The sequence below is a fragment of the Pseudobdellovibrionaceae bacterium genome, from assembly GCA_015163855.1.
Taxonomy (GTDB): domain Bacteria; phylum Bdellovibrionota; class Bdellovibrionia; order Bdellovibrionales; family UBA1609; genus JAAOIH01.
In genome coordinates, this window is record JAAOIK010000034.1 from 1 (window position 1) to 25,102 (window position 25,102).

22 protein-coding genes are annotated in these 25,102 nt (G+C 30.9%); 2 read left to right on the plus strand and 20 right to left on the minus strand.

Annotated elements, in window-relative coordinates:
• From HAW63_03935 to HAW63_03970, 8 genes are all read right to left on the minus strand, one after another.
• Positions 1-1,128: efflux RND transporter permease subunit (locus tag HAW63_03935; GenBank protein MBE8163116.1), on the minus strand; the 1,128-nt coding region annotated here is incomplete at its 3' end.
• A gap of 1 nt (position 1,129) precedes the next feature.
• Complete coding sequence (locus tag HAW63_03940) at positions 1,130-2,596, minus strand: TolC family protein (protein MBE8163117.1); 1,467 nt, start codon at positions 2,594-2,596, stop codon at positions 1,130-1,132.
• 374 nt (positions 2,597-2,970) lie between these two features.
• Positions 2,971-3,531: a hypothetical protein gene (locus tag HAW63_03945; GenBank protein MBE8163118.1), complete on the minus strand. Its 561-nt coding sequence runs from the start codon at positions 3,529-3,531 to the stop codon at positions 2,971-2,973.
• A gap of 218 nt (positions 3,532-3,749) precedes the next feature.
• Positions 3,750-4,373, minus strand: a complete 624-nt coding sequence (locus HAW63_03950) for a cob(I)yrinic acid a,c-diamide adenosyltransferase (protein ID MBE8163119.1) — start codon at positions 4,371-4,373, stop codon at positions 3,750-3,752.
• A 57-nt stretch (positions 4,374-4,430) separates the two neighbouring features.
• Positions 4,431-7,604, minus strand: a complete 3,174-nt coding sequence (locus HAW63_03955) for a methylmalonyl-CoA mutase family protein (protein ID MBE8163120.1) — start codon at positions 7,602-7,604, stop codon at positions 4,431-4,433.
• A 107-nt stretch (positions 7,605-7,711) separates the two neighbouring features.
• Positions 7,712-10,216, minus strand: a complete 2,505-nt coding sequence (locus HAW63_03960; protein MBE8163121.1) for an ATP-binding cassette domain-containing protein — start codon at positions 10,214-10,216, stop codon at positions 7,712-7,714.
• Positions 10,217-10,239: 23 nt separating this feature from the next.
• Positions 10,240-11,199 (minus strand): hypothetical protein, encoded by a 960-nt coding sequence (locus tag HAW63_03965; GenBank protein MBE8163122.1) that lies wholly within the window; start codon positions 11,197-11,199, stop codon positions 10,240-10,242.
• A 73-nt stretch (positions 11,200-11,272) separates the two neighbouring features.
• The gene (locus HAW63_03970) at positions 11,273-11,848 is read right to left on the minus strand and encodes a DUF366 family protein (GenBank protein ID MBE8163123.1); all 576 of its coding nucleotides are present in this window, start codon (positions 11,846-11,848) and stop codon (positions 11,273-11,275) included.
• A 100-nt stretch (positions 11,849-11,948) separates the two neighbouring features.
• Here HAW63_03970 and recQ point away from each other — a divergent pair, with 100 nt between their 5' ends.
• Positions 11,949-13,754, plus strand: coding sequence for a DNA helicase RecQ (gene recQ / locus HAW63_03975; protein MBE8163124.1), 1,806 nt, complete (start codon positions 11,949-11,951; stop codon positions 13,752-13,754).
• An 8-nt stretch (positions 13,755-13,762) separates the two neighbouring features.
• Here recQ and HAW63_03980 read toward each other — a convergent pair whose 3' ends face one another.
• From HAW63_03980 to HAW63_04015, 8 genes are all read right to left on the minus strand, one after another.
• Positions 13,763-14,272: a hypothetical protein gene (locus HAW63_03980; protein ID MBE8163125.1), complete on the minus strand. Its 510-nt coding sequence runs from the start codon at positions 14,270-14,272 to the stop codon at positions 13,763-13,765.
• Positions 14,273-14,349: 77 nt separating this feature from the next.
• Complete coding sequence (queC, locus tag HAW63_03985; GenBank protein ID MBE8163126.1) at positions 14,350-15,000, minus strand: 7-cyano-7-deazaguanine synthase QueC; 651 nt, start codon at positions 14,998-15,000, stop codon at positions 14,350-14,352.
• Positions 15,001-15,066: 66 nt separating this feature from the next.
• Positions 15,067-16,284 carry a hypothetical protein gene (locus HAW63_03990; protein MBE8163127.1) on the minus strand — a complete coding sequence of 406 codons (1,218 nt, stop codon included), beginning with the start codon at positions 16,282-16,284 and terminating at the stop codon, positions 15,067-15,069.
• A gap of 2 nt (positions 16,285-16,286) precedes the next feature.
• Complete coding sequence (secF, locus tag HAW63_03995; protein ID MBE8163128.1) at positions 16,287-17,159, minus strand: protein translocase subunit SecF; 873 nt, start codon at positions 17,157-17,159, stop codon at positions 16,287-16,289.
• Positions 17,160-17,196: 37 nt separating this feature from the next.
• The gene (gene secD, locus HAW63_04000) at positions 17,197-18,918 is read right to left on the minus strand and encodes a protein translocase subunit SecD (protein MBE8163129.1); all 1,722 of its coding nucleotides are present in this window, start codon (positions 18,916-18,918) and stop codon (positions 17,197-17,199) included.
• Between the two features lie 25 nt (positions 18,919-18,943).
• Complete coding sequence (gene yajC / locus HAW63_04005) at positions 18,944-19,339, minus strand: preprotein translocase subunit YajC (GenBank protein ID MBE8163130.1); 396 nt, start codon at positions 19,337-19,339, stop codon at positions 18,944-18,946.
• A gap of 48 nt (positions 19,340-19,387) precedes the next feature.
• Entirely contained in the window at positions 19,388-20,509 is a 1,122-nt protein-coding gene (gene tgt, locus HAW63_04010; protein MBE8163131.1) for a tRNA guanosine(34) transglycosylase Tgt, read from the minus strand.
• A complete protein-coding gene (locus tag HAW63_04015; GenBank protein MBE8163132.1) occupies positions 20,502-21,611 on the minus strand; it encodes an S-adenosylmethionine:tRNA ribosyltransferase-isomerase in 1,110 nt (369 codons plus the stop codon). The genes tgt and HAW63_04015 overlap by 8 nt, the downstream gene beginning before the upstream one ends.
• Before the next feature lie 111 nt (positions 21,612-21,722).
• Between HAW63_04015 and HAW63_04020 the strand changes: the two genes are divergently transcribed.
• A complete protein-coding gene (locus tag HAW63_04020; protein ID MBE8163133.1) occupies positions 21,723-22,538 on the plus strand; it encodes a hypothetical protein in 816 nt (271 codons plus the stop codon).
• On the opposite strand, the gene queF is transcribed toward HAW63_04020, so the two are convergent.
• From queF to HAW63_04040, 4 genes are all read right to left on the minus strand, one after another.
• On the minus strand, positions 22,535-22,912 hold the full coding sequence (gene queF / locus HAW63_04025) for an NADPH-dependent 7-cyano-7-deazaguanine reductase QueF (GenBank protein ID MBE8163134.1): 378 nt from the start codon (positions 22,910-22,912) through the stop codon (positions 22,535-22,537). The two genes, HAW63_04020 and queF, sit on opposite strands and share 4 nt — an antisense overlap.
• A 1-nt stretch (position 22,913) precedes the next feature.
• The gene (locus HAW63_04030; protein ID MBE8163135.1) at positions 22,914-23,780 is read right to left on the minus strand and encodes a 2,3,4,5-tetrahydropyridine-2,6-dicarboxylate N-succinyltransferase; all 867 of its coding nucleotides are present in this window, start codon (positions 23,778-23,780) and stop codon (positions 22,914-22,916) included.
• 2 nt (positions 23,781-23,782) lie between these two features.
• The gene (locus HAW63_04035) at positions 23,783-24,430 is read right to left on the minus strand and encodes a murein peptide amidase A (protein MBE8163136.1); all 648 of its coding nucleotides are present in this window, start codon (positions 24,428-24,430) and stop codon (positions 23,783-23,785) included.
• A gap of 25 nt (positions 24,431-24,455) precedes the next feature.
• Positions 24,456-25,102 (minus strand): IMP dehydrogenase (locus tag HAW63_04040; GenBank protein MBE8163137.1); only part of this gene is annotated, 647 nt, incomplete at its 5' end.

Sequence of the window (25,102 nt, forward strand, 5' to 3'; positions counted from 1 at the left end):
ATATATTATTGTTGCAAAAAAAGCGAAGGGAATACCAACGGCGGTAATGAAGGCTACTTTAGTGGGTAAAATTAAAGATAAAATAAGTAGAACAAAAAACAAACCAATTAACATATTGTTAGATAAAACATTTAAACGGCGGCGAATGTAGTAAGATAAATCATTTACATAATTAATTTCTATTTTTGGGTTTAATTGATTTTTGGCATCGGATATGGTTTTTTTAACTATGTCGACTAAGTCGATAGTATCCGCATTAACTTTTTTAAAGATAATTAAATTCATAGAATTTTTACCATTAGAGCGGTAATTTATTTTTTCTTCTTCAAAAGCAATAGCTACCGTAGCTACATCTTTAACACGAATGGCTTGGCCCAAAGCATTGGCGCGAACAATGGTGTTGCCTACATCATCTGTGTATAAAAAATCACCAACGGTTCTAATTAATACTTCTTCTCCAGTTTCACCAGAGGTTAAAGTTCCTCCTGGTATGGAGCGATTTTGTTTGCTTAAGGCATTTATTAATTCTTGCAAAGAAATTTGAAAGCTTTGTAATTTTTTAATGTCGGCTTTCACTTTAATTTCTTGTTTGCGATAGCCTTTTTTTTCAATACCAGATACACCAGGTAGGTTTTCTAATTTTTCTTCTAATAAGTTAATTTGTTCGCGCATTTTTTCTTCGGATAAATTAGAACTTACAACCACTTCGATAGCGGGTTTAATTTTACTGTCTAGTACGCGAATTTTTGGGTCTTTTACATTGTCTGGCAAATTGGTAACACTATCTATAGCGTCTTGTACATCGCGACGAGCTTCTTCTTCTGTAGTTTGATCGGGGTCTAATTGCAAAACAATAGAACTGCGATTTTCTATGGAAACAGAGGTCATTTTTTTAATTCCGGTTACCCCTTTAAGTTTTTGTTCTATGGGGTTACTAATTAATTTTTCTACCTCGGCTGCCGAAGCACCAGGGTAGGGGGTGGTTACTACTATTGTATCAAAGCTAATATTAGGAAAAGCTTCGCGGTTGATTGTTAGTATAGCTATTAGACCAAAAAGAAAAATAAATAAGGTAATGAGATTAGAAAAAAGGCCTTGTTTGGTAAAGTAACGGATTAAATAATTCATATTAGTGGTTAGTACTTAATTTTGTAATATAGGTTATTAGTTTTGTGTTCATTTTTAATATTTTCCAAGCAGATAGGCGTACATGCACTTCGCTTTGTTTAAAAGCTAATTCTGAAATAGCAGCATCTGAACCTGCTTGAATATTATTAAAAACAGGAATTTTTCCAATACGAAAGCGTTTTTCTTCTAATCGAGCTCTCGTTTTTTGCATGCTTCTAATTGCTTTTAATGCTTTTTTCTTTGTTATTAATCGTGACAAATTTAAGCATTCGTTTTTCCATTGTGCTTGTAAATCTTTTTTTACAGAAGATAGGCGATGTTGTAATATACTTTTGTCCATTAGTGTTTTAGCCAATTGCGACTTTTCTTTATACCTGCCTAAGGGAATAGATACTCCTAATTCTACAAAAAGGCCTTGGTTTTTATTTTGTAAAGAATCTTTAAAGGCTTGTGCTTTATCATTGGGGTTTATTGCATTAGAGCTGGCTTTTATTCCCAAATAAACTTCGGGTAGCATTTGGTTTTTAGCTGCTAAAAAGTTTAATTTACTGGCTTTGTATTGTTGAGTTAAAAATTTTACTTTCCAGTTAGATTGTATATCTAAATCGGTTTTACAAGCGATTATAGCTTGTAAAAGGGGTTGATCGAGTTTAATAGGGATGTCCATAGGGTTAATGTTTATCCATTGCTTAGGAAAATTTAATTGAATTACTAAATTGCGCCAAATATTTTCTAAATCTTGTCGAGCAGAATTTAATTCTTGCTTACTCTTTTTTTCTGCACTTTGTGTTTGTAAAAAATCCGATTTTTTAGCGGTGCCTCTTTTAAATTTTAAATAAGTAATTTTACGCAATCGTTTTTGTCTGTAGTAATTAGATTGAGTTACGCGCACTTGTGATTTTAATAACCACGCTGTATAAAAAGTTTCTATTAATTTATAAGACCAGTTTTCGACATCTACAGAAAATTGATTTTTAATATTATTTTGTTGTGTTTGCAAGGCGGTTAACATTTTTCTACTAGAGTAGCCAAAAGCATTTTTTAATAAGTTTTGACGAATAGTTAAATTAATTTTATTTTCGTAATATTTTGTATTTATAGAATTGGTTCTGTCTAAAAAAGAAGCACTTAAGGAATTAGTGTAATTATAATTGGATTCTAAAGAAACGGAAGTTCCTGTGGAAAATTGATGGCTTAATTTTACATTTCCAGTGGTAAAGCGATTATTATAAGGAGCTTCTGGTCGTATAGAGGCAGATTTGTCATTGCCTTTTAAAAAAGAAGTAGAAAGATAAGTATCAAAAGGTATTTGTGCTTTATACTTAAGTACTTTTTCTTGTAGATTTTTTAATTTTATAATTTGAAAGTTATCAGAGGTTAAACCTTTCTTTAAAATTACATTTAAAGTTAAGCTTTTTTTAGGTAAAGTATTTAATAATGCTATAGCTTTTTTAGAAGTTTTATACACGCGTGCTTGTAATTGTAGAGGTATAAAATGTATAAAGAAAAAAGGGGAACAGTAAAGAAGCAATAGTTTCATTTGGTAAGTATAATATTACCAATACAATATCATTAAAAGTTATTTTTTTATAAATAACAAACTCCTTAACAAACCTAGACTAAATACCAGAGCCGCCTGTAAATATAAATATACGCTATGGTTGTTATAAAAAACCTACATAATTAGGGTTTTATATTAAATAGAAAACAAGATTTAAATAAAAAATTTGGTTTTTATAAAAAAGTTCTTGTAAAATAGAATAAAAATTATCTATAATAAATATGTGTGAGGGCGGTGAAGGCAAGATGCCACTGAGGGAAAAGAATTCCCATCGTCCTATTTTAACTTTGACTTTTTGTAGTAAATCGAAAGGCCCACATTTTTTTAAACAATACAAATTCTATTGCATAAAAACTAGCTAAAAATACAAAGGTAGATGCTAAGGTATTTTGAAAGAAAGGTAGTGCCATAATATAGCATTGTAATAAACCGTCTATGCTGATGGGATACAAATTACTAGTAAAAAAAACACCTAAATTGGATAGTAAAAAAAAGCCCACAGACGAGCTTAGGCCTAATACACTAATGTTTTTAATAGAGGTTTTCTGGTGTTTTAGATACCAATAAATACCAAAAGTTAATAAAAAATAGATAGGATAGATAATCCACATAAAGGAATAAAACCCCAAAAAGGCATCGCTAATAATTAAAGTTCCAAATAATAATTGCATTAAAGTTTTCGGTTTAAGATTTAAACTAGAAGACCAAATTAAAATAGCAATAATAGGACTAAAATTAGGAGGATGGGGAATTAGCCGAGTTATAGCAATAACCATAGTAAAAAACAAAAGCAAAAAAACAGGTAAATAGGTTTGAAAAGCAGATTTTAATGAAATTGTCATAACTAGCCTTTTTCTGATAAGTTACATTATGTTACATTAATAACTTAAAGGGCTTTGCCCTTTAGGTTATTAATATAACATAATGTAAGACTAGGGAAAGGTTTTAAATGAATGAGACTTGGGGAAGGTTTTAAATCAGATTAAGACTTGGGGAAGGTTTTAAATGAATGAGACTTGGGAAAGGTTTTAAATCAGATTAAGACTTGGGAAAGGTTTTATTAGGTCCATAGGGTTTCTTTTTTGTTAGTTATGGTGGTTGTGAATCTGCCAGTTATGAAGAAATAATCAGATAATCTGTTAAAGTAAATAAGTAAGGCATTGGGGATTTCTGAAGGGGCTTCTCTATGGTAACTAATTAAATTTCTTTCTATTTTTCTAGTTACTGTTCTGCAAATATTTAAATGAGCATTGGCGGTTGAGCTTCCTGGTAAAACAAACTTTCTTAAGGGTTCTAAAACTAGGTCGTATTGATCAATAGATTTCTCTAAACCTTGAATTTCTTTTTCTGTAATGGTTTTTAGCTTAAATTTTTCTCTTTTTTCTGAAGGGCAAGCCAGTATTGATCCTATTTCAAATAAGTGCACTTGTATTTGCCTTAACTCGATAATAAGTTCTTGTAGTAGTTTATCTTTTTTCTCTAAGTTGTTTTTTTTATTAATAGTATCTTCTTCCATCTGAGTTTCTGTTAAAATAGAGCAAATGCTTAAACCCAAAAAAGAATTTAAATAATCCACCTCTCCATAAAGTTGAATTCTTTTGTCATCTTTAGGAACTCTGCTTGAACAATCCACTAAAGAAGTTAAGCCCTTATCCCCTGTTTTTGTATAAATTTTTATAGACATATTATTTTAATTATTTAAAGTTATTTTTTCCATTGTTTGTAAAGTAAAAGCTTTTTTTTACATATTTCGTCGATACTGTCCACCCACTTTGTAAAGCAAATTAGTGATCTCTCCTAAAGAGCAAAAGTTTACTGTATATAGTAATTCTTCAAAAATATTTTTACCATTTAAAGCGACTGTTTCTAATCTTTGTAAAGCTTCTGCGGATGTATTAATGTGCTTTTTTTTAAAAGCGTTTAAACGATTAATTTGATCTTGCTTTTCTTCATTAGTGGTTCTAGATAATTCAATCTCTTGGTTTAACTGTTCATCAATGTTGTCGGCAATATAAGTATTTACACCAGTAATAGGAAGCTTGCCAGAATCTTTTAAAGTTTCGTAATGCAAAGACTCTTCTTGAATTTTACTCCTTTGGTACATACTTTCCATACTTCCTAAAACGCCTCCTTTGTCAGAAATATTTTCAAACTCTTTTAATACCGCTTTTTCTACGATATCGCATAGTTCATTAATAACAAAAGATCCCTGTAAAGGGTTGTCAGATTTATTTAAACCAAATTCTTTATTAATAATCATTTGTATGGCCATTGCTCGTCTAACACTTTCTTCTGTGGGAGTGGTAATGGCTTCGTCATACGCATTAGTATGTAGTGAATTACAATTATCACTTAAAGCTAAAAAAGCCTGCAATGTAGTTCGAATATCATTAAAGTCAATTTCTTGTGCATGTAAACTGCGGCCAGAAGTTTGTATATGGTATTTAAATTTTTGCGATTTAACATTGGCTTTGTATTTGTCTCTCATAGTTACAGCCCAAATTTTTCTTGCCACCCTACCCATCACAGAATATTCGGGGTCTAAACCATTACTAAAAAAGAAAGATAAGTTAGAAGCAAAGTCGTCAATATGCATTCCTCTATTTAAATAATATTCAATATAGGTAAAAGCATTAGACAATGTAAATGCCATTTGTGTAATAGGGTTCGCTCCAGCTTCGGCAATATGATAACCACTAATAGATACGGTGTAGTAATTTTTAATTTTATTTTTACAAAAATATTCTTGCACATCGCCCATCATTTTAATGGCCGTTTCGATGGAAAAAATACAAGTGTTTTGTGCTTGATCTTCTTTTAAAATATCCGCTTGCACAGTGCCGCGCACTTTTCTTATAATTTCTATGCGTTTTTCTTTATCCCAAAAATCTTTTTCGGATAAATTTTGTGCAATAACGGTATTCATAAACATGGCTAAAATAATAGGAGCTGGTCCATTTATAGTCATAGATACAGAAGTTTGCGGTGCAACTAAATCAAAGCCAGAGTACAAAACCTTCATATCATCTAAAGTGGCAATACTAACCCCAGCTTCACCAATTTTTCCAAAAATATCAGGGCGAATATCAGGATCTTCTCCATACAAAGTGGCAGAATCAAAAGCGGTAGATAATCGTTTTGCATTGTCATTTTTAGACAAAAAATGAAAACGCTTATTGGTTCTTAATGGTCCACCCTCTCCTGCAAACATTCTTTTAGGGTCTTCGTCGGTGCGTTTAAAAGGAAAAATACCTGCTGCAAAGGGAAAAAAGCCTGGTAGGTTTTCATTAGCTATAAATTGATATTTTTCATTTAAATCGCTAAGTTTAGGTACGCCCACTCTGGGTAAATGATTATGCGCTAAAGAATAATATTTAGATTGAATTTTAAATTCTTTGTCCCTTACCTTATAAGAATATTCTCCCGAATTGTAACTAGCAATAGTTTTGTCTAAAGTATCAATTTTTTTAAACACTTCTTGAGGAAGTTTACTTTTTAAAATTTTTTCTTCGGTTTTTAAAAAACTATTTTCTGGATATAAAGTAGCACTATGTTTAACCGATTGATAATCTTTTAATTTTTTTACTACTACATCTGTTTGCGTATTATACTTTTTACAAGTGGAGGAAATGTCTCGTAAATATAAAACACTAGAAGGAGAAATAATTTTTTCTTCATTTTTAGGTTGTTTTTCACAAATTAAATTATAAGTATTTTTTTTGTTAAAAAAACTTTCTCCAATAGCTATAAATAAAGCATTAACCCCTTTGTCATTAAAGTGAGAGGCCATGGTTCCAAAAATAGGTAAATGCTTATCTTCAGGGGAACCTGGGTGACCAGCAAATAGTTTGTGGTTGCGGCGGTATTGTTTTCTAATATCGCGTAAAGCATCTTCTGATCGTGGTTTTTCAAATTTATTAATAACAATAAAATCAGCAGATTCTAGCATTTCAATTTTTTCTAATTGTGTAGCGGCTCCATATTCGGAGGTCATTACATACATACATTTATCGGCTATGGTAGTGATGGCATCAGAGGCTTGCCCAATGCCGCTAGTTTCAATAATAATTAAATTAAAATCTTGTGTTTTTAAAAAATTAGCCACTTCTTTTATTTTTGGACTGAGTTCTGTATTAGAATCTCTAGTGGCTAAGGAGCGAATATAAAATTTTTCACAACGGGCAGAACCTAATCGAATACGGTCTCCTAAAAGAGCACCGTTGGTTTTCTTTTTAGTAGGGTCAATAGAAACTAAAGCGATTTTATAGTCAGGAAGATGTTGGCTAAATCTTAGTAAGAGTTCATCTATTAAAGATGACTTTCCTGCACCACCTGTTCCTGTAATTCCTAAAACAGGAACGGTATTTTTTTTAGAAGTAAAAGAAAAGCTTTCTTTATGGTTTTCAATTTGTGTAATAATTTTAGAAATTTCATTAAATGAAAAGTCCTTTGGCATTTTTTCTTTATATTGCTTAAATAAAATGTCATATTCTTTGGGTTTAGTAGAAGATTGGGCTAGCTGGATCATGTCATCAATCATGCCTTCTAAGCCCATTTTCATTCCATCTTCTGGAGAGTAAATACGAGCGATGTTATTATCTTGTAGGTGCTTAATTTCTTTGGGGGTGATTACCCCTCCCCCACCAGCAAAAATTTTAATATGTTTGGCATTGGCTTGATTTAATAAATCGCGAATGTAGGAAAAGTATTCGGTATGGCCTCCTTGATAGGAGCTTAGTGCAATGCCGTCTACATCTTCGTGTAAAGCCGCTTTAACCACATCTAAAGCGGAGCGATTATGGCCTAAGTGAATGACTTCCACCCCTTTAGATTGCAAAAGGCGACGAATAATATTTATAGAAACATCATGCCCATCAAAAAGGCTGGTTGCTGTTAAAAAACGCATTTTAGACATGTTTGTTTGTAGCTGAATTTTTTTTTGTTTGCAAGAAATCAGCTATGAGTATAGGCATTTGATGCCTTTTATGTCTAATTTAGATAGCTTGTGGCCTTTGTTTTATCTTACAAAAATAAGGCTTTTTTTAAATAAGGAGCGGTTAGGCTTTTTTTCGACTGTGCAATTTGTTCGGGCGTGCCTTTGGCTATAATTTTTCCACCATTTACTCCACCATAAGGCCCACAATCAATTACATAGTCACAACACTTTATTAGTTCCATATTGTGCTCAATAACCACTACACTGTGGCCATTATCCACTAATTCTTTTAGTAAATTAATTAATCGCGAAACATCATCAATATGTAATCCCGTGGTGGGTTCGTCTAAAATATATAAAATTTTACGGCTAGAGGCTTTTGATAATTCTCTGCTTAATTTAATTCTTTGTGCCTCTCCACCCGATAAAGTTTGCGAAGCTTGTCCTAATTTTAAATACGATAAACCCACTTTTTTTAACATGTTTAATTTTTTATAAATAAGTTTATGGTTTTTAAAAAATATTACCGCCTCTTCAACACTCATTTCTAATACATCTGCAATGGATTTATTATTATATTTTACGGCTAAAATATGAGGACTATACCTGCGGCCTTGGCAAGTTTCACAAAGAACCATACTTGTGGGTAAAGAATTTATTTCTACTTTTATGTAAGCTAACCCTTCGCAGCTAGTGCATCTTCCATCACCAGAATTAAAACTAAAGCTAGATTCTTTTAACCCTCTAATTTGTGATTCAGGAAGTTTAGCAAATAACTTTCTAATTAACACAAACAGTTTAACATAGGTTGCAGGAACCGACCGTGAAGTTTTTCCAATAGGCTTTTGATCAATTTGTAAAACTTGGCTAAGTTCTTCAAAACCACTGATCTTTTCTAAGTTATGTAGTTTTAAATTTTTTCTAGGGTATAAAATTTTATTTTTTAAGTTTTTATATAAAATATCTAAAATTAAAGTACTTTTACCACTACCCGAGGCTCCAGTAATACCACATAAAAGTCCTAAAGGGATTTTAATATCTAAATTAGTAATATTATTTTTATTGGCTTTTGTTAAACTTAAAAAATCTTTTTTTGGCTTTCTAGGTTTTTGAACAGCAATTTGTTTTTTATGAAATATATATTGAGAAGTTATACTGTGTTTATTTTTTTTTAAATCTTTAAAGTTTCCTTCAAAAATAATATTTCCGCCATTAATACCAGAGCCTAAACCCAAATCAATTAAATAATTAGATTGACGAATACTTTCTAAATCATGTTCTACAACAATTAATGTATTACCCTTTTTACATAATTGTTTAATAACATTTAATAATTGGTCTTGATGATAAGGATGTAGGCCAATGCTAGGTTCGTCTAGTATATAAGTAAGCCCTGTTAAGGAAGAGCCTAATTGGGTAGTTAATCGCACCCTTTGCGCCTCCCCTCCTGATAAAGTGGTCATAGATCGATTTAAAGACAAGTATTCTGTATTAGTGAGTTTAATATAATTAAGACGAGATAAAATATTTTTAATAATTTCGAAAGCTATTTCTTTTTTAACAGTAGGTAGCTGTAATTTTTTTAAAACACTTTCTAATTCTAACAAAGATAAGTTAGCCATGTAACTAATATGCATTTCTTGAATAAAAACATTTAAAGCTTTTTTATTTAAACGATTTCCTTTACAGCAGCTACAAATTTTTACTTCATCATCATCACTTTCTACAACTCCTAAACCAGAACAAGTGTCACAAGCTCCTTTTATATGATTAAAGCTAAATAATTGCATTTCTATTTCTGGAAAACTAAAATTACATTTTGGGCAAGAGTGATTTTCAGAAAACAATATAGATTTTTTAGATAAAGGTTTTTCCATTTCTTGAATTTTTACAAAACCGTTGGTCATTTCAAAACTTTTTTGTACGGCTTCTAAAAAGCGTAGATAATATCTTTCTTCGCAAGGTAATCGATCTAAAATTAAATCAATGTTGTGTTCTTTGTATCGAGCTAATTTTAAAGTAGGATGTAAATCCATTAATTGTCCATCGATTAAGGCTTTAGTAATTCCAAGCCCCATCCACTTTTGAAAGTCGTTTTGAAAAGAACCTTTTTGTCCTCTAATTACGGGAGCTAAAACAATAATATTTTTTAATTTTGTTTTTTTATAAATAAATATTTTTTTATAAATTTCTTCAGAGCTTAATCCCTCTGTGGGTATTTTGTGTGTTGGACAGTAGGCTTCTCCTATGCGTGCGTAAAGAAGGCGTAAGTAATCATATATTTCTGTAACTGTACCCACCGTTGACCTAGGGTTTATGCCTGATCGGGCTTGGGCCACAGATATACTGGGAGATATGCCTATAATTTGGTCCACATTGGCTTGTTTAAAAGAAGGAGTAAAGTACGAAGACGATGGTGACAAACTTTCAATATAACGCCTTTGCCCTTCTGTAAATAAAACATCAAAAGCTAAAGAAGATTTACCACTACCTGATAATCCAGTAATAACGGTAAATTTATTTTTTGGAATTTTAACATTAATATTTTGTAAATTGTTTTCTTTAGCACCTAAAATTTCAATAAATTTCATAATATTACTTTAAAACCAAAAGTTTAATTTAAAATAAACAGTGTTTTGGCCTTACAAAACTCCCCTTCTGATTTAAAAGCAAAGCTAATGGCATTGTGAGGGTGTAAACTTTCTTCATGACTCACTTTAATGGCAAAATCTTTTACAAAAGCCTCTTGATTATACAAAATCTTTAACTTTCTAGCCGCATCTTCACAAAATAATGGAGACTTAGCATTTAAGTGAGCAAAGGCTTGCTCGTCTTCTCTTTTTACAAAAGATTGTACTGCTGTTTTTAAAACTTGTTCGGCTTTCTTAATTTCTAATTGAATTAATTCTGTGCCTTCTGTTTTTGCTAATTGTTGGTCTATTAATAAAGTAATGTATGCTTTACTGCGTTGAGCATGAGGAAAAGCGTCTACATTATTTACATCCGAAAACCAATTTTTTATATCCTTAGCCGCTATGTTTTCTTGGTCTTTAAAATGGGTAAAAAAAGCGTCTTTATTTAGCTCTTGTGCTAAACTGGCTGAACATGGACAAGTGCTTGAATAAGTTAGTTCAAAATTAATATAAACTTTAAATTCGTTTTTTGTATTTAAACTCGCTTTAATATTTATAGGATAAGTTCTTAAACCCCATTGCTTACTCACTAAAGATTCTTGATTTACAGTTAAAGGAAAGCTTAAAACCAAATAGGCTTCATCGGTTTGTTCTTCATGACTGTTTAAAGCCTCTTGTAAAAACTGTTTTAAATGCTTAAACGATAAAGTTTTACTAGGTTCTATTTGTTTTTCAGTGGAAGAAAAATGCTCTTTTAATAATTTATATAATCGCGACATATGAATGCCTCGACTAGAAGTGTCTTTAAAGTCTATAAAAATTTTAGCTAAACCCGATTGCCCGTTAATTAAAAGCTGTACTTCTTCCATTCCCACAGCAGGCAAAGCACCACAATAGGTAACAGTGCTTTTAGATATGTCTGGTAAGGTTTTTTTTAACATAGTTTGTTAAAGTACTAAATTGGGTTTTTATTGGCAAGGTTTGTCTATATATAAAAGAAATATTATGTTACAATTAAACAGTAAAAACCTTTTCAGTGGCTTTGGTTATAGAGATAACCTCTTGAGTAAATAAGTCCATCCATTTTTCAGAAAGAGCCTTAATATCTTGGTCAGAACATATATTAAAATCTTTTAAAGAAATAGTGGGTACAGGGGTGCCTTCTTGGGTAATATTTACTGCTAAATGAATCATAGAAGATGTTGTAGATTGTGTAGCAATACTTATATTAAACTTTTTTTCTAAGTTGTCTTTAGTTATAAAGTAAAGATCGTCTCCCTTTCGTTTTAAAAATATACCACGATCTTGCATATCTTCTTTAATTAAAGTGACAAATAGTCTTTGTAAAGCCACTGCAGAAAATATAGTACTATTAAATTTTTCTACAATAAAATGTAACATTTCTTTAGAAGCTATTATGGAGTTATTTTGTAAGTCCTCACCGTCTATAATGTTTTCTTGAGGGATATTACAAGCACCCCTCCAAGAGATAATGGAGTCTCCTAAAAGTTGATGTTCTAAATAGCCAAATAAATGCCTTAATTGTGCACCATCGTATATACTAGATTTTTTACAGTATTTTTTTTGCATAGTTTTATCCTTTATTTGGATTTTTTTCTTTTAAATGCATATCCTGCCGTTTAAGTTACTGGACTATTTTTGCATATCTTATAAGCTACTTACTCTTATTATGGAAAAAAAGAAACAACAAATTTTAAAAGAAGTTTTTGGCTTTGACTCATTTAGGCCTTTGCAAGAGTCTGTGGTGGACTCTATTTTAAATAAAAAAGATATTTTAATGATTTTACCCACTGGAGGAGGTAAATCATTGTGTTATCAACTACCCGCTTTGTTAATGGATGGTATTGTAGTGGTTATTTCTCCCCTTTTGGCTTTAATGCAAGATCAAGTTATGGCTTTAAAAGCAAAAGGAATAAAAGCCGCTATGATTTCTTCTTTACAAGATTATAAAGAAATTCAAACTATTGAAAAACAGCTAAAAAATCAGGAAATTAAACTGCTATTTATTGCTCCCGAAAGGTTACAAAATTTAACTTTTGTGCACTTTTTATTTCAGTTAAAAATTGCTTTTTTTGCTGTTGATGAAGCTCATTGTGTAAGTGAATGGGGTCATGAATTTAGATCAGACTATCGACAGCTGGGGCTTATTAAAGAAAGGTTTCCAGATGTCAGTATTGCTGCTTTCACTGCCACAGCTACTAAACCTGTGGAAAAAGATATTATTAACCAATTACAATTTAAGGATAAATTAGTTACTCGTGGCCCTGTTTATCGAGATAACTTATTTATTAATGTTATAAAAAGACAAAAAAATGGTTACGATCAATTACTTCCTTTTTTAAAAAATCATGCTAATGAACAAGGAATTATTTATACTTTTTCTAGAAAAAACACAGAAAAACTAGCGGATTTTTTGCAAGAAAAAGGTTTAAAGGCAAAAGCCTATCATGCTGGATTAAGTGCAAAAGAACGAACAAAAGTTTTTAAACAATTTGTTATTGATGATATTGATATTATAGTGGCTACCATTGCTTTTGGAATGGGTATTGATAAAAGTAATGTTCGATTTGTTGTGCATATGTCTATGCCAAAAACTTTAGAGGGTTATTATCAAGAAATTGGAAGAGCTGGACGAGATGGATTAAATTCCGAAGCTTTGCTACTTTACTCCACTGCAGATTTAGTTTTATTAGGAAAATTTACTGCAGAAATTGAAGATGAAACTTATAAGCAAGTGGCTTATAAAAAATTAAATATAATAAAACAATATTCTTATCAAGAAAGTTGTAGGCACAAAGCTTTAAGTCAATACTTTGGTGACGAAATGCAAGATTGCAAAATTCAATGTGATAATTGTTTAAACCCTGACAATAAAAGAACAGATATTAGTGTTTTATCACAAATGTTTTTATCTGCTATTTACCGTGTAAATCAAAATTTTGGTCAATTACATATTATAGATATTTTAACAGGTTCTAAAAATCAAAAAGTTTTAAACAATAATCACGATAAATTATCGGTTTATAATATTGGCTCGGAAACTAATAAAACTAAATGGCGTATTATCGCAGATAGATTATTAGAGTTAGAAGCTTTTTATGTTGGTGTTGAATTTAACACTTTACAATTAAATAAATTATCCATGAAAATTATGAAAGGTGAAGTAAAAGTAGATATTCGTAGTTCTCATTTTGAAGGAATAAAAGTAATAACTAAAAAAGAAAAAATAACTTCTAAAACTTTAGATTACACAGTGGATGAAAAAATATACGATGAACTAAGAACTCTTAGAAAAAGCTTTGCCGACAAAATTGGAATGCCTGCTTACATTATTTTTGATAACAAAGCCTTAATGGAAATGGCTCACTTTTTACCAGACACAGAAGAAAAATTTTTAAAAATTAAAGGCGTAGGAAAAGTAAAATACGAAAAATATGGAAAAGCCTTTTTGGATTTATTAACTAACTTAAAGTAAGTTTAAAGTTAGTTAGAAAATTTAACTTTTTTAGGTCGTTTTACTTTGTTGGGTAAATGCCCTGCGGGTAGCACTCTATTGTAACTGCCGCTTATTTGTAGCCTACAAGAAGTATGGGTAGGTAACATTCTTTCGCCAGATTTTAAATCTTGTACTAAAGTTCTTTCTTCGCCGTTGGATAAAATAACCGTGTATTCTACTCCTTTTCGACTATGTAATTTATCACTAACTTTACGGCCAATAACACCGCCAACAAGGCCACCTACGATATTGATTATAGGGCTTTTATTATTTGTAGCTAGTGATCCTGTAAGAAAACCAATAGATTCACCCTGTTCTCCAGAGTGATCGCTTCTAATAGTAATTATTCTAGAAGCTAAAACACGACAACTACGCAAAATTTTTGATCGACCCACTTCGCTGGAGCTATACAGGTTATCACTAATTTGCATACTAGAACATCCCGATAAAACAATAAACATTATACCAACAATAAATAAATTATAGATTTTTTTCATAGATAATTTGTATTATTAAAACAAAAAAATAGCAAGTTATTTTAAATAGAATTTACAGGTTAGAAAAAAATTTATAATCAAGAATTGAATTTATGAGCTTTAAAAAACCTTTGGCAAGATTCGCACTCTTTACAAGGGGTTTTTCCATTAAAATAACAAGACCATAGCTTAGCTATGGGTATATTTAAGTTTAATGCTTTTTTGTAAATTTGGTTTTTATTTAAATTTTGTGTGTATGATTTTATTTTTACTTTATTTAAAGTAGAGAAACTAAGAGCTTTATTAACAGCCTTTACATAGTCTTTAGAATTATCTAAAAAAGTTTCTGCTTCTTCTTTATTAAAACCTGCATACACAACGGGGATATCTAAACTTTCTGCAAAGCTTGCGGCTATATTTAAAAATACTCCGTTACGATTAGGTACCCACACTTGTTTTGCAGAATTTTTAGTTTCTTTTTTACTATTTAATTTTATGTTTGTGGGAATATCTTTTTTAGGGTTAATTAAGGAAGTTTTTGTCCAAGATTTAAAAAAATCTAACTTATGTATTTTGTGTTTACAAGAAAGTAATTTACATAATTTAGCTGCGGCTTTTAATTCATTAGAGGCAGCTTTTTGGCCATAATCAAAACTTAAAGCCAATACCTTTTTTCCTTCTGCACAAGCGGTGTATAAATTTACAGAGGAATCTAAGCCTCCAGAAAGTAAAATTAAAGCATCATACATAAAAATCTCTAATCATTGTTTAAATAAGTTTAAATAAAAGAAAAACCTTTTTATAAATGTAAGTTATTATAAATTTAACAATATTCCATCAGTTAAATTAACTTTATTTGTGTACACTGTATTAATATCTAAGTATTTCATAAACCCTAAAACCAAAGCTAAATTAGAAATATCTGTAGAAGCATGTTTTCCTTTAATTTTTTTATCCGACAAATGTTTTCTACTTTGCAAAGTTTTTTGTACTTCGTATTGTGTGTAGTAATTGCTTTTTTTATTTTTAAATATTTTTTTAACTTGCCCTAATATAGAAAAATAATGAACTCCTCCAATACCCAATACTAAAGATTTTTCTTTAAAAGCTATTTGTAAACTTTTAGGAATGGTTTTTTTAGCCTGTTGAAAAGCATATCGAACAGCTTTTTTTACCACTGCACTACTTATAGGGTTAGGAGATTTTTTATAAATATTTTTTTGAATTTTTTTTATAATATGATTTTTAAAGCTAGAAGAGGCTAAATTTCCTTTATACAATAACCATTTTTTTAAAAAGAAATTAAAAGCTTTTCGTTTTTCTTTAGAAATTATTTGCATACTTCCTCCACCAATATCCCATACTATAATTTTTTTATTTTGTACTAAAGAGGGTTTTAATTTAGACAATATAGTTTGTGCAGAAAAAAATCCTAATTGTGCTTCTTTTTCTTGGCTTATAATTTTTAAATCTATATTAAGCTCTTTTTTAATTCTTTTAAAAAAAAACTTTGCATTAACAGCATCTCTAAAAGCCGCCGTTCCTACCCCAACAAATTTAGTGGGCTTAAATTTTTTTGCTCTATTAACAAATTGTCGTAATACAAAAAATCCCTTTCTGCGTATTTTTTTATTTAATATAAAATTTGATCCTAAAGGAACTAAGTTGGCTTTATAAGACACCTGAGTATGTATATTTAAAAACACCTTTAAAATTTTATTCTTACAAACATCCACCTTCGCCACTTTCATCTTAGTACTACCCGACCCCACATCAAAAGCCGCCTTAGTATAAATACAAACCTTATTATAAGCAGCACCATAACTTTTAACACCCCACTTAGAAACCTTGTTCCCAGCACTAGAAAAAGCCTTGGAAACCTTAACAAAAGCCCCCTGCTTATTACCATTCTTTTCTTGAAAATGCGAACACCCAAGACTTACAAACAAAAGCGTGTGGCAAATAATAAAAGCCTTTTGGCGACTCAGCCCACAGGCTTTTATTATTTGCCACACGCTTTTGTTTGTAAACATAATTAAGTTTTTTTGAATTTAGTAATAAATTGCACCAATGGAGATGCAATATAAATAGAAGAATAAGTTCCCACTATAACACCAATACCTAAAGTAAATGCAAAGTCACGAATAACTCCGTCTGCCCAAAAATACATGGCAAATACAGCCATACTTGTGGTTAAAGAAGTTAAAATCGTTCTAGAAAGTACATCATTTAATGAACTATTAATAATCCATGAAAAAGTTTTATCTCTGTATAACGCAATATTTTCTCTAATTCTATCAAAAGTGACAATAGTATCATTTAATGAATAACCAATAATGGTTAAGACCGCAGCTAAAGTTTGTAAATTTACTTCTCTTTGAAGAAGAGAAAAAATACCTAAAGTAATTACCACATCATGAAATAAACAAATTACAGCTCCTGGAGCATATTCGTAATCAAAGCGTAAACCTACATAAATTAAAATAATTAATAAACTATAAAACAAAGCCAGTAAGCCCTTCTTTTTTAATTCACTTCCTATTTGTGGACCAACCGAATCTACTCTTCTCATAACAAAACCTTTAGAAGAAAATGTAGATTTAAAGTTACTGGTTAATTTTTTTAACTTTAAGTCTGATAAAGCATCTAAACGAATTAAAAATTCATTTTTTTCATCAAAACTTTGTACATTAAAATTTTTAATTTTTTGAGTCGATAAAAACTGACGAATACTAGCATCTGTTACTGGTTGATTAAATTGTACTTGTATTTCTGTTCCACCAGCAAAATCTACTCCATAGTTAAAACCATTTTTAGCAATTATAAAAAAGCTAAAAATTACTAGTAAACTAGAAATACTAAGAAATAATGGTGTTAGTTTTAAAAAATTAATTTGTTTTTTTATCATATAAATACCTTGTTTAAAATAAAATGCCTTTGTGTGTTTATGTTCTCTTTGATTGATTTAATATTTTCATCTCTAAAATAGATCGTGAAATAAATACGGAAGTAAATAAAGAAGTAATAATACCACTAATTAAAGTCACCGCAAAACCTCTTACAGGACCACTTCCAAAATACATTAACACTACACAAACAGCAGCTGTTGTTATGTTAGCATCAAAAATCGCTGCAAAGGCTTGCGAAAAACCATTACGAACAGAAGAACGAAACCCGGCCCCCTTGGCTAACTCTTCTTTAATTCGTTCAAAAATAATAATGTTGGCGTCCACAGCCATACCAATAGTTAAAATAATTCCGGCGACTCCAGGTAAAGTTAAAGTGGCTTGTAAAGAAGTTAAAATAGCAATAATAAATAACATATTTAAAGTTAATGCTATATTGGCAACCACTCCCAAACCTCTATAATAACCAAGTATAAATAGTAAAATGAGTAAGCCACCTATCATTCCCGCTAATTTTCCTTTTTTAATGGAATCAGAACCCAAACTAGGCCCCACTGTTCTTTCTTCTAATTGCTCTAGTTGTACTGGTAAAGCCCCCGCTCTTAATGCTGTTGCTAAAAAATTAGCTTCTTTTAAAGTTTCTTTAATATCTCCTGCAGAACCCAAAGTAATTCTTGCAGTGGGAGAATTAATTTCTTCTTGAATAACTGGTGCAGACTGTACAATATCATCTAAAACAATCGCTACTCTTTTTTGTATATTTGCTGCAGTCATTTTTGCAAAGCGTTTTTGTCCTTGAATATTAAAACGAAAATTAACTTGTGGCTTTCCATATTCATTACTGCCCACTCTAGCTGTTTCTAAGTAAGCACCACTTAAATCATTATCGGTTTTAATTAAAAAAGGAATTCTACCGGCTTCTAAAGTTTTTGCATTAGGAGGTTTTTGAAATATTAACTTTGTATTTTTAGGAAGCTTTGATGCTAAATTTCGATTAATTTGTTTAATGTATTGGCGATATTTAAGTAAGTGTATTTTTGCATTTTTAGCTAACCTAATGCTTTTTTCTGTACCAAGACTAAATTTATTTTTTGTTTCTACTTTAGAAACCCATTTTTGCAATGTGTCGGTAGTAACTTCTTCATAAACTGGTCTAAAATTTAAAGTGGCTGTACGATGAATAAGTTCTTTGGCTTGGTCGGCATTTTCTACACCAGGTAATTGAATTAAAATACGGTCACTACCTTGAGCCGTTATTTGTGGTTCAGACACTCCAAAAGCATCGATACGATTACGAACCACTTCGATACTTTGCTCAACCACTTGTTTTTTATATATACTTAAAGACGCTTCGTAATAGGATAATTCTAAACTAGAAGGTTTTTCTAATAAAATTTGTAAGTCGTTATGTATTTTTTTTAAAGTTTTTTTAACTTTGTCTTTATTATTGTCTGATAATTGAATAATGATTTTTGAAAGCGATTTTTTTTTAAATTCTATAGATTTAAATTTTATCTCTTCGTCTTTAAAATCCGATTTTAAAATAGAGATTTTTTTTTGCATACGAGCATGCATGGCTTCTTCTACATTCGCTTTCATTACTAAATAAATACCTCCTTGAATATCTAATCCATAATTAATTTTTTTCTTTCCAGAAAAAAAATCACTTTTAGGATAAAAGTTAGGAAGAGCGATATATAAAGCCAAAGCTATGGAACAAAAAATAATAATCCATCTAACTTTTTTATTTTCTATAAACATGTTATTTCCTTATTTAGACTCAAATTTATTTATTTTTTATTAGTTCTGCTTCTACTTTTTTGTTAAGTACTGTATCTTGCAAAGATTGTATGTGTGATTTTAAAATTTTAATTTTAACTTGTGGAGCCGTTTCTAATGTAACCACACCTTTATTTAAACCCTCTATAGAACCTAAAACTCCCGCAGAGGTAATTACTTTATCTCCTTTCTTTAATTGAGCTAAAAAATCTAATTGTTTTTTATGCTTCTTACTTTGAGGACGAATAATTAAAAAATAAAATACGGAAAAAATTAAAGCAAAAGGCACTAATTGCTCTATGACCGTTGGCTTTGCTGACCCTGCTGCCCAAGAGGGTATATAAAACAAAAAAACACCAATACTAAGCGTAGATAATTTAAAAAACTGAGTTAATACATTCATAATTTCCTTTTGTGATTTGCTTATAAGTATCCTAAGTCTGCATTAAAATTAAAAAAATGCCAAGCATTCTTCTTTAAATTTTTTCCAATAACCTTCTTCAATAGCTATTCTAGATTTTTTCATTAAATTAGAATAAAAGCGTAGATTATGGATAGTTGCTAAACGAACAAATAAAGGTTCTTTTTGTAAGTATAAATGTCTTAAATACGCTCGTGTATAGTTTTTACAGGTTATACAATCACAAGTTTGGTCTAAGGCTTTTTCATCTTGCTTAAACTCTGCTCTTTTAATATTAATTTTTCCTTTTTGAGTAAATAGCGTCGCATTTCGAGCGTTTCGGCTGGGGTAAACACAATCAAACATATCTATCCCCTTATCAATAGACTGAATTAAATCTTTAGGGCTACCCACCCCCATTAAATAACGCGGTTTATTATCAGGCATCTGACAAGCCACCTCGTCTAAAACTTTATACATTAGCTCCATAGGCTCACCCACGCTAAAACCACCTAAAGCATAGCCAGGTAAATCTTCTGCACAGACTTTTTCTAAACTTTGTAAGCGCAACTTAGTATCTAATCCTCCTTGAATAATTCCAAATAATTGACTGTTTTTAGCAGTCATAGCTTTTTTACAACGAACCACCCAGTCATGGGTTAGTTTCATAGCTCTTTGCATTTCTTTATCCGAACAAGGATAAGGCGGGCAAACATCAAAAGCCATAATAATATCTGCACCTAAAGCCATTTGAATTTCCATACTTTTTTCAGGACTAAAAAAGCATTCATCACCATCAAGGTGGGAACGAAATTTTACTCCATCGTCGGTAATTTTATTTAACTTGGATAAAGAAAAAACTTGAAACCCTCCACTATCGGTTAAAATAGGATAAGGCCAATTCATAAATTTATGCAATCCACCCAAATTGTGAATAATCTCCTCACCAGGACGAATATTTAAATGGTAAGTATTGGCCAATATAATAGAGGCTTGCACTTCGTCTCTTAAATCTTCGGAGCTTACCCCTTTTACACTCGCTTTTGTCCCCACTGGCATAAACACAGGAGTGGCAATACTGCCTCGCCTAGTGGTTAATATTCCTGTTCGTGCCTTGCCTTGTGTAGATAAAACACGAAAATTACTAGTTTCATTTATATTGCATTCACTCATTTTTTTCCTTGTCCCAAATACTTAAATCTCCATAACTAAATAACCTAAACTGCCTTTTTATAGCCCATTTGTAACCTTCTAGAACTTTAAACTTTCCTGCAAAAGCCATTAGCATGGCTAATAAAGTCGATTGTGGTTGATGAAAGTTAGTCATTAATACATCTACCACCTTAAAAGAAAAACCGGGAGTAATAAATAACTCACTTTCTGTAATAAAATCTTTAAAATCTTCTTTTGTATCTAAAACAGCAGTTTTCCCTTTTTCTAAAAACCATGTTTCTAATGCCCTTGTTACCGTAGTTCCCAAAGCCCAAATTTTAGCATTTTCCTTTTTTGCAGAAACAATATCTTTTAAACTAGAAGCGCTAATATGCATGTATTCTTTGTGCATTTTATGTTCTAATACATTTTTTACTTTAATAGGTAAAAATGTTCCCAAACCGACATGCAGGGTTAACTCTACAATTTTTACTTTCCTTTTTTCTTTTAAATATTCTAAATCCGATTGTGTAAAATGCAAACTAGCTGTGGGAGCAGCACAACTGCCCCAATGCTTAGCCCATGCTGTTTGGTAATGCAGCTCATCTGTTTTATTATTTTTTCTATTATCTCGTGCCTTTTGGATATAAGGAGGAAGAGGCATTTCGCCATATTTTTGAAAATACTCTACATTTAAAGTTTTATTAACCTCTACTAATTGAGGAATAGATTTTTTTATTAATTGTAAAGTAACATTGCCTGGTAAATGTAAAGTGTCTTTAATTTGCATTTTTTTAGAAGGTAATAAAACCTCCCAAGTTTCTAAGTTATTCGTGCTTTTTAAATTATTGTTGGTAACACTAATTGGCTTTTCTGTTATTTTTTTTACAAATAAAATTTCTATTTTTGGTTCTGTATTAGAAAAAATTCTTCTTTTAATAACTTTAGTATTGTTTATAACTAATACATCGTTAGGTTGAAATTGGTTTAATAACTCTATTTTGCTAATTTCTTGAAAAGGTTTTTTTAAATTTACTTTAGTAAATAAAATTTTAAAATCTTTTTTTACTTCGGTAGCAATTAACTCTAAAGGGTAAGAAAAATCTAAATCTTGAATATCCATTATTAATACTATACTTATGCTTTTACTTAATATCCAAAATCCACTTAATGCAAGCCATTAATCTAATAAAAAAACTCTTGTAGAATAAAATATAGCTTGATAAAACCAGTTATGAATTTTTTATTTTTATTACTATTTTTATTAATACTCAATCCTCAGCACTCTAAAGCACAACTTCCCCTTAAAGGGACCTGGTATGGCTCTTATGGTTGGAATAAATCAGAATATAAAAAAAGTACTATTCATTTTAAAGGGACAGGGCATAATTTTACTTTATTTGATGTCATTGCCAATGATCGTCAAACACCAGTAAACTTTTCCTCTATTTTTAAAACTTACTTTCACCCTTTTCGCTGGTCTATACCTCAATATAATATAAGTTTCGGATATTTTTTTACTAATCAATTTGCCATTTCCATAGGCTTTGATCATATGAAATATGTGTTACAAAATAATCAAACGGCAAAAATGTCAGGACACATTAACCCGTCTTTAAGTGAAACACATCAAAAAGAACTTTCTTCTGGAACAATAGACAAAATTATTACAACCGATTTTTTAACATATGAACACACCGACGGGTTAAATATGCTCTTTATAGAGGCCCAATACTTTTACTCTATTTACTCTGGTAAATATAATTTTGATGTTTCTGTTTTTGCTGGAGGAGGTGGTGGAATTGCCCTTCCTGTTTCTAATATACAACTTTTAGGTAAAAAAAGAAGTGATAGATTACATATTGCAGGTTTTGGTGTTTCGGTTAAAACAGGTTTAGAATTTACAATATGGAAAGATTATTTTTTTCGTACAACAGCCAAAGCCGGGTATATTAATTTACTAGATGTCTTAACCAGTTATGACGGCGACAAAGCCAAACAAAAAATTAATTACCTAGAATATATTGGTGTATTTGGTATTCGCTTTTAGTTTTTAGACCCTATTTTTGCTGTAACAACCGTTTTAATATTTCCTCTTACGGTAAACTCTCCTTTTATTTCTAAATAATGCGGATCTAAAAGCTTAGATAAATCATTTAAAATATCATTGGTAACATCTTCGTGAAATACTTTTTTATTACGAAAAGAATTAATGTATAGCTTTAAAGATTTTAATTCCACACACCATTTTTTAGGAATGTAATGAATATAAATAGTAGCGAAATCAGGAAAACCACTTCTTGGGCATATACAAGTAAATTCGGGGCAGCAAAATTCAATATCATACTTTCTGTTTTGTGTGCGGTTTTCAAATCGCTCTAACTGGTTATTTTCTATTGCTAATTCGCCATATAATTTTGTCATATTAATTAACCTCCCTTAAAACTTGATTTAATGAAGTTTTTTTATCGGTAGACTCACTTCTTTTACCTATAATTAACGCACAACTAACAGGGTAAGTTCCTTTTTTAAAAACTTTATTACGCATGCCAGAAATAACTACGGCATTTTCTGGAACTTCTAATTTAAAAATTCTAGACCCTTTTTCATCAAACACTTTTTTGGTATTTACTAGGCTTTCATAATTTTCAAATTCACCACTAACATCAATAATAGGAGTACTAGCGGTTAAGTTTACACCCGAAGCAATAACGGCCATTTTTTTTACTAAAAATCCTTCTACCACAGACACTCGACTTCCTAAAAATACATTATCTTCTATAATTACCGGTGTAGCTTGTAAAGGTTCTAGCACCCCTCCCAAACCCACTCCACCAGAAATATGAACATTTTTACCCACTTGTGCACAAGAACCCACCGTGGCCCAAGTATCTACTAAAGTTCCTGCTCCCACATAAGCTCCAATATTAATGTATGAGGGCATTAACACACAGTTTTGTTCCACAAAAGCGCCTTTTCTAACTAAAGCTTGTGGAGCTACTCGAACACCTTGTTTGACTGTCCACTGCTTTAAAGGAATTTTATCTACAAAAGAAAAATTATTTGACGCAATAACTTCCATTTTACGAATTTTAAAAAATAATAAAATGCTTTGTTTTAACCATTCATGAAGCACCCAAATATTTTTTTCAAAATTATAAGTGCATAGTCGCAACTTACCTTGATCTAAATCTTCTATACATTGATTTACCGTTTTATGTAATAAATCATTACTAATATCCAATTTGTCATTAAGTAGGTCTTGGTAAAATTTTTCTATTGTTTTTTGCATTTTTAAAGACTTAGCACTTTTTTAATAGCTAGTATATTTTTATCTTCCACTTTACGCCGATTTTTTTCCAAGCGAGGTAATTCATAAGTAATAGTGGGGATATCTCGTTCCAAACCGGCATAAGTTCCTAAACAACCAGGAGTGGGGTATCCAATATCTTCTACTATTTTATAATCAGTAATTTGACTTAAAATAGTGGCTTCTTTTTTACAATTACCATTAATATTTAAGCAAGGTTTCCAAGAATGTAAACTAATAATAAATTCTATCTTTTTTTCTGTAATAAATTGTACTAAATTTTTGTTTTCCACTTCACTACATGGACTGGTTCCTGGAAAGTACTTTTCTTTTTCCTCTTTACTAGTCCAATCTGTTGTGGGCAAATTACGATTTAAATCCACTGCATTGGCATTTTTTCTAGTTTCTAAAAGTATTCCGTCCAAATTAAACTCAGCAATAACGGTTAATTGCACATTATAGTTAAAGCTTTTAATAAAATCAGCGATTAAAGTTTTTGCTAAACTAACCCCCTCTATTTCATCGCCATGAACCCCTGCCAAAAGTAAAATGGGTTTGCCTTTTAAACCAAAGTCACAGGCCATAATAGGAAGTCCATTGGTGGTTCTTCCTATACTATAATTATTTTGCATGCAGTTTTACCTTTGCTAATCATAATTATTTTAAACCATGAGCTACGGATTCTTGAAAACCACTAGAGCTGATTTCTACAAACTTTGCATTTTTAGAAATCTCTTTAACCTTTGTTGCATTTAAATAAGTCATACCACTGCGCAAACCACCCATAAACTCATTTAATACATTTTTTACATTACCTTTAATAGGCACCCAAGACATTTCTCCCTCGGGAGCTAAACCTTCAGGCACCCCTCCCCTCCAAGAATCTTGGGCCGAACGAGAAGCCATTCCTCTGTATAATTTTTTTCCGCCTTTAATTATTCCTGGAGTTTCTAAAGTTCCTGACAAAACCGAACCTAACATAACGCTATCTGCTCCTGCGGCCAAAGCTTTTACCACATCTCCAGAATTTCTAATTCCTCCATCAGCAATAATAGGTACATTTTGTTTGTTGGCCTCTTGCGCACAATTAGCAATAGCAGTTAATTGAGGAACTCCACAACCGGTAATAATTCGAGTGGTGCACATAGAACCAGGACCAATACCCACTTTAATAGCATCTGCACCGTAGTCTATTAATTCTTTGGTGCCTTCGGTAGTGGCCACATTTCCTGCAATAACTTCTACAGAAGGAAATTCTTTTTTTATCCAAGTTAACATTTGTATCATTTGCGTAGAGTGTCCAT

Excerpts from the sequence above, each read along its gene's own strand:
- HAW63_03980 (MBE8163125.1), bottom strand. The coding sequence starts at position 14,272 with ATGAAAAAAATCTATAATTTATTTATTGTTGGTATAATGTTTATTGTT.
- recQ (MBE8163124.1), top strand. The coding sequence starts at position 11,949 with ATGGAAAAAAAGAAACAACAAATTTTAAAAGAAGTTTTTGGCTTTGAC.
- HAW63_03965 (MBE8163122.1), bottom strand. The coding sequence starts at position 11,199 with ATGTTAAAAAAAACCTTACCAGACATATCTAAAAGCACTGTTACCTAT.
- tgt (MBE8163131.1), bottom strand. The coding sequence starts at position 20,509 with ATGAGTGAATGCAATATAAATGAAACTAGTAATTTTCGTGTTTTATCT.
- HAW63_04015 (MBE8163132.1), bottom strand. The coding sequence starts at position 21,611 with ATGGATATTCAAGATTTAGATTTTTCTTACCCTTTAGAGTTAATTGCT.
- secF (MBE8163128.1), bottom strand. The coding sequence starts at position 17,159 with ATGATAAAAAAACAAATTAATTTTTTAAAACTAACACCATTATTTCTT.
- HAW63_04030 (MBE8163135.1), bottom strand. The coding sequence starts at position 23,780 with ATGCAAAAAACAATAGAAAAATTTTACCAAGACCTACTTAATGACAAA.
- HAW63_03970 (MBE8163123.1), bottom strand. The coding sequence starts at position 11,848 with ATGCAAAAAAAATACTGTAAAAAATCTAGTATATACGATGGTGCACAA.
- secD (MBE8163129.1), bottom strand. The coding sequence starts at position 18,918 with ATGTTTATAGAAAATAAAAAAGTTAGATGGATTATTATTTTTTGTTCC.
- HAW63_04020 (MBE8163133.1), top strand. The coding sequence starts at position 21,723 with ATGAATTTTTTATTTTTATTACTATTTTTATTAATACTCAATCCTCAG.
- HAW63_03950 (MBE8163119.1), bottom strand. The coding sequence starts at position 4,373 with ATGTCTATAAAAATTTATACAAAAACAGGGGATAAGGGCTTAACTTCT.
- queC (MBE8163126.1), bottom strand. The coding sequence starts at position 15,000 with ATGTATGATGCTTTAATTTTACTTTCTGGAGGCTTAGATTCCTCTGTA.
- queF (MBE8163134.1), bottom strand. The coding sequence starts at position 22,912 with ATGACAAAATTATATGGCGAATTAGCAATAGAAAATAACCAGTTAGAG.
- yajC (MBE8163130.1), bottom strand. The coding sequence starts at position 19,339 with ATGAATGTATTAACTCAGTTTTTTAAATTATCTACGCTTAGTATTGGT.
- HAW63_03955 (MBE8163120.1), bottom strand. The coding sequence starts at position 7,604 with ATGTCTAAAATGCGTTTTTTAACAGCAACCAGCCTTTTTGATGGGCAT.
- HAW63_04035 (MBE8163136.1), bottom strand. The coding sequence starts at position 24,430 with ATGCAAAATAATTATAGTATAGGAAGAACCACCAATGGACTTCCTATT.
- HAW63_03990 (MBE8163127.1), bottom strand. The coding sequence starts at position 16,284 with ATGTTTACAAACAAAAGCGTGTGGCAAATAATAAAAGCCTGTGGGCTG.
- HAW63_03945 (MBE8163118.1), bottom strand. The coding sequence starts at position 3,531 with ATGACAATTTCATTAAAATCTGCTTTTCAAACCTATTTACCTGTTTTT.
- HAW63_03960 (MBE8163121.1), bottom strand. The coding sequence starts at position 10,216 with ATGAAATTTATTGAAATTTTAGGTGCTAAAGAAAACAATTTACAAAAT.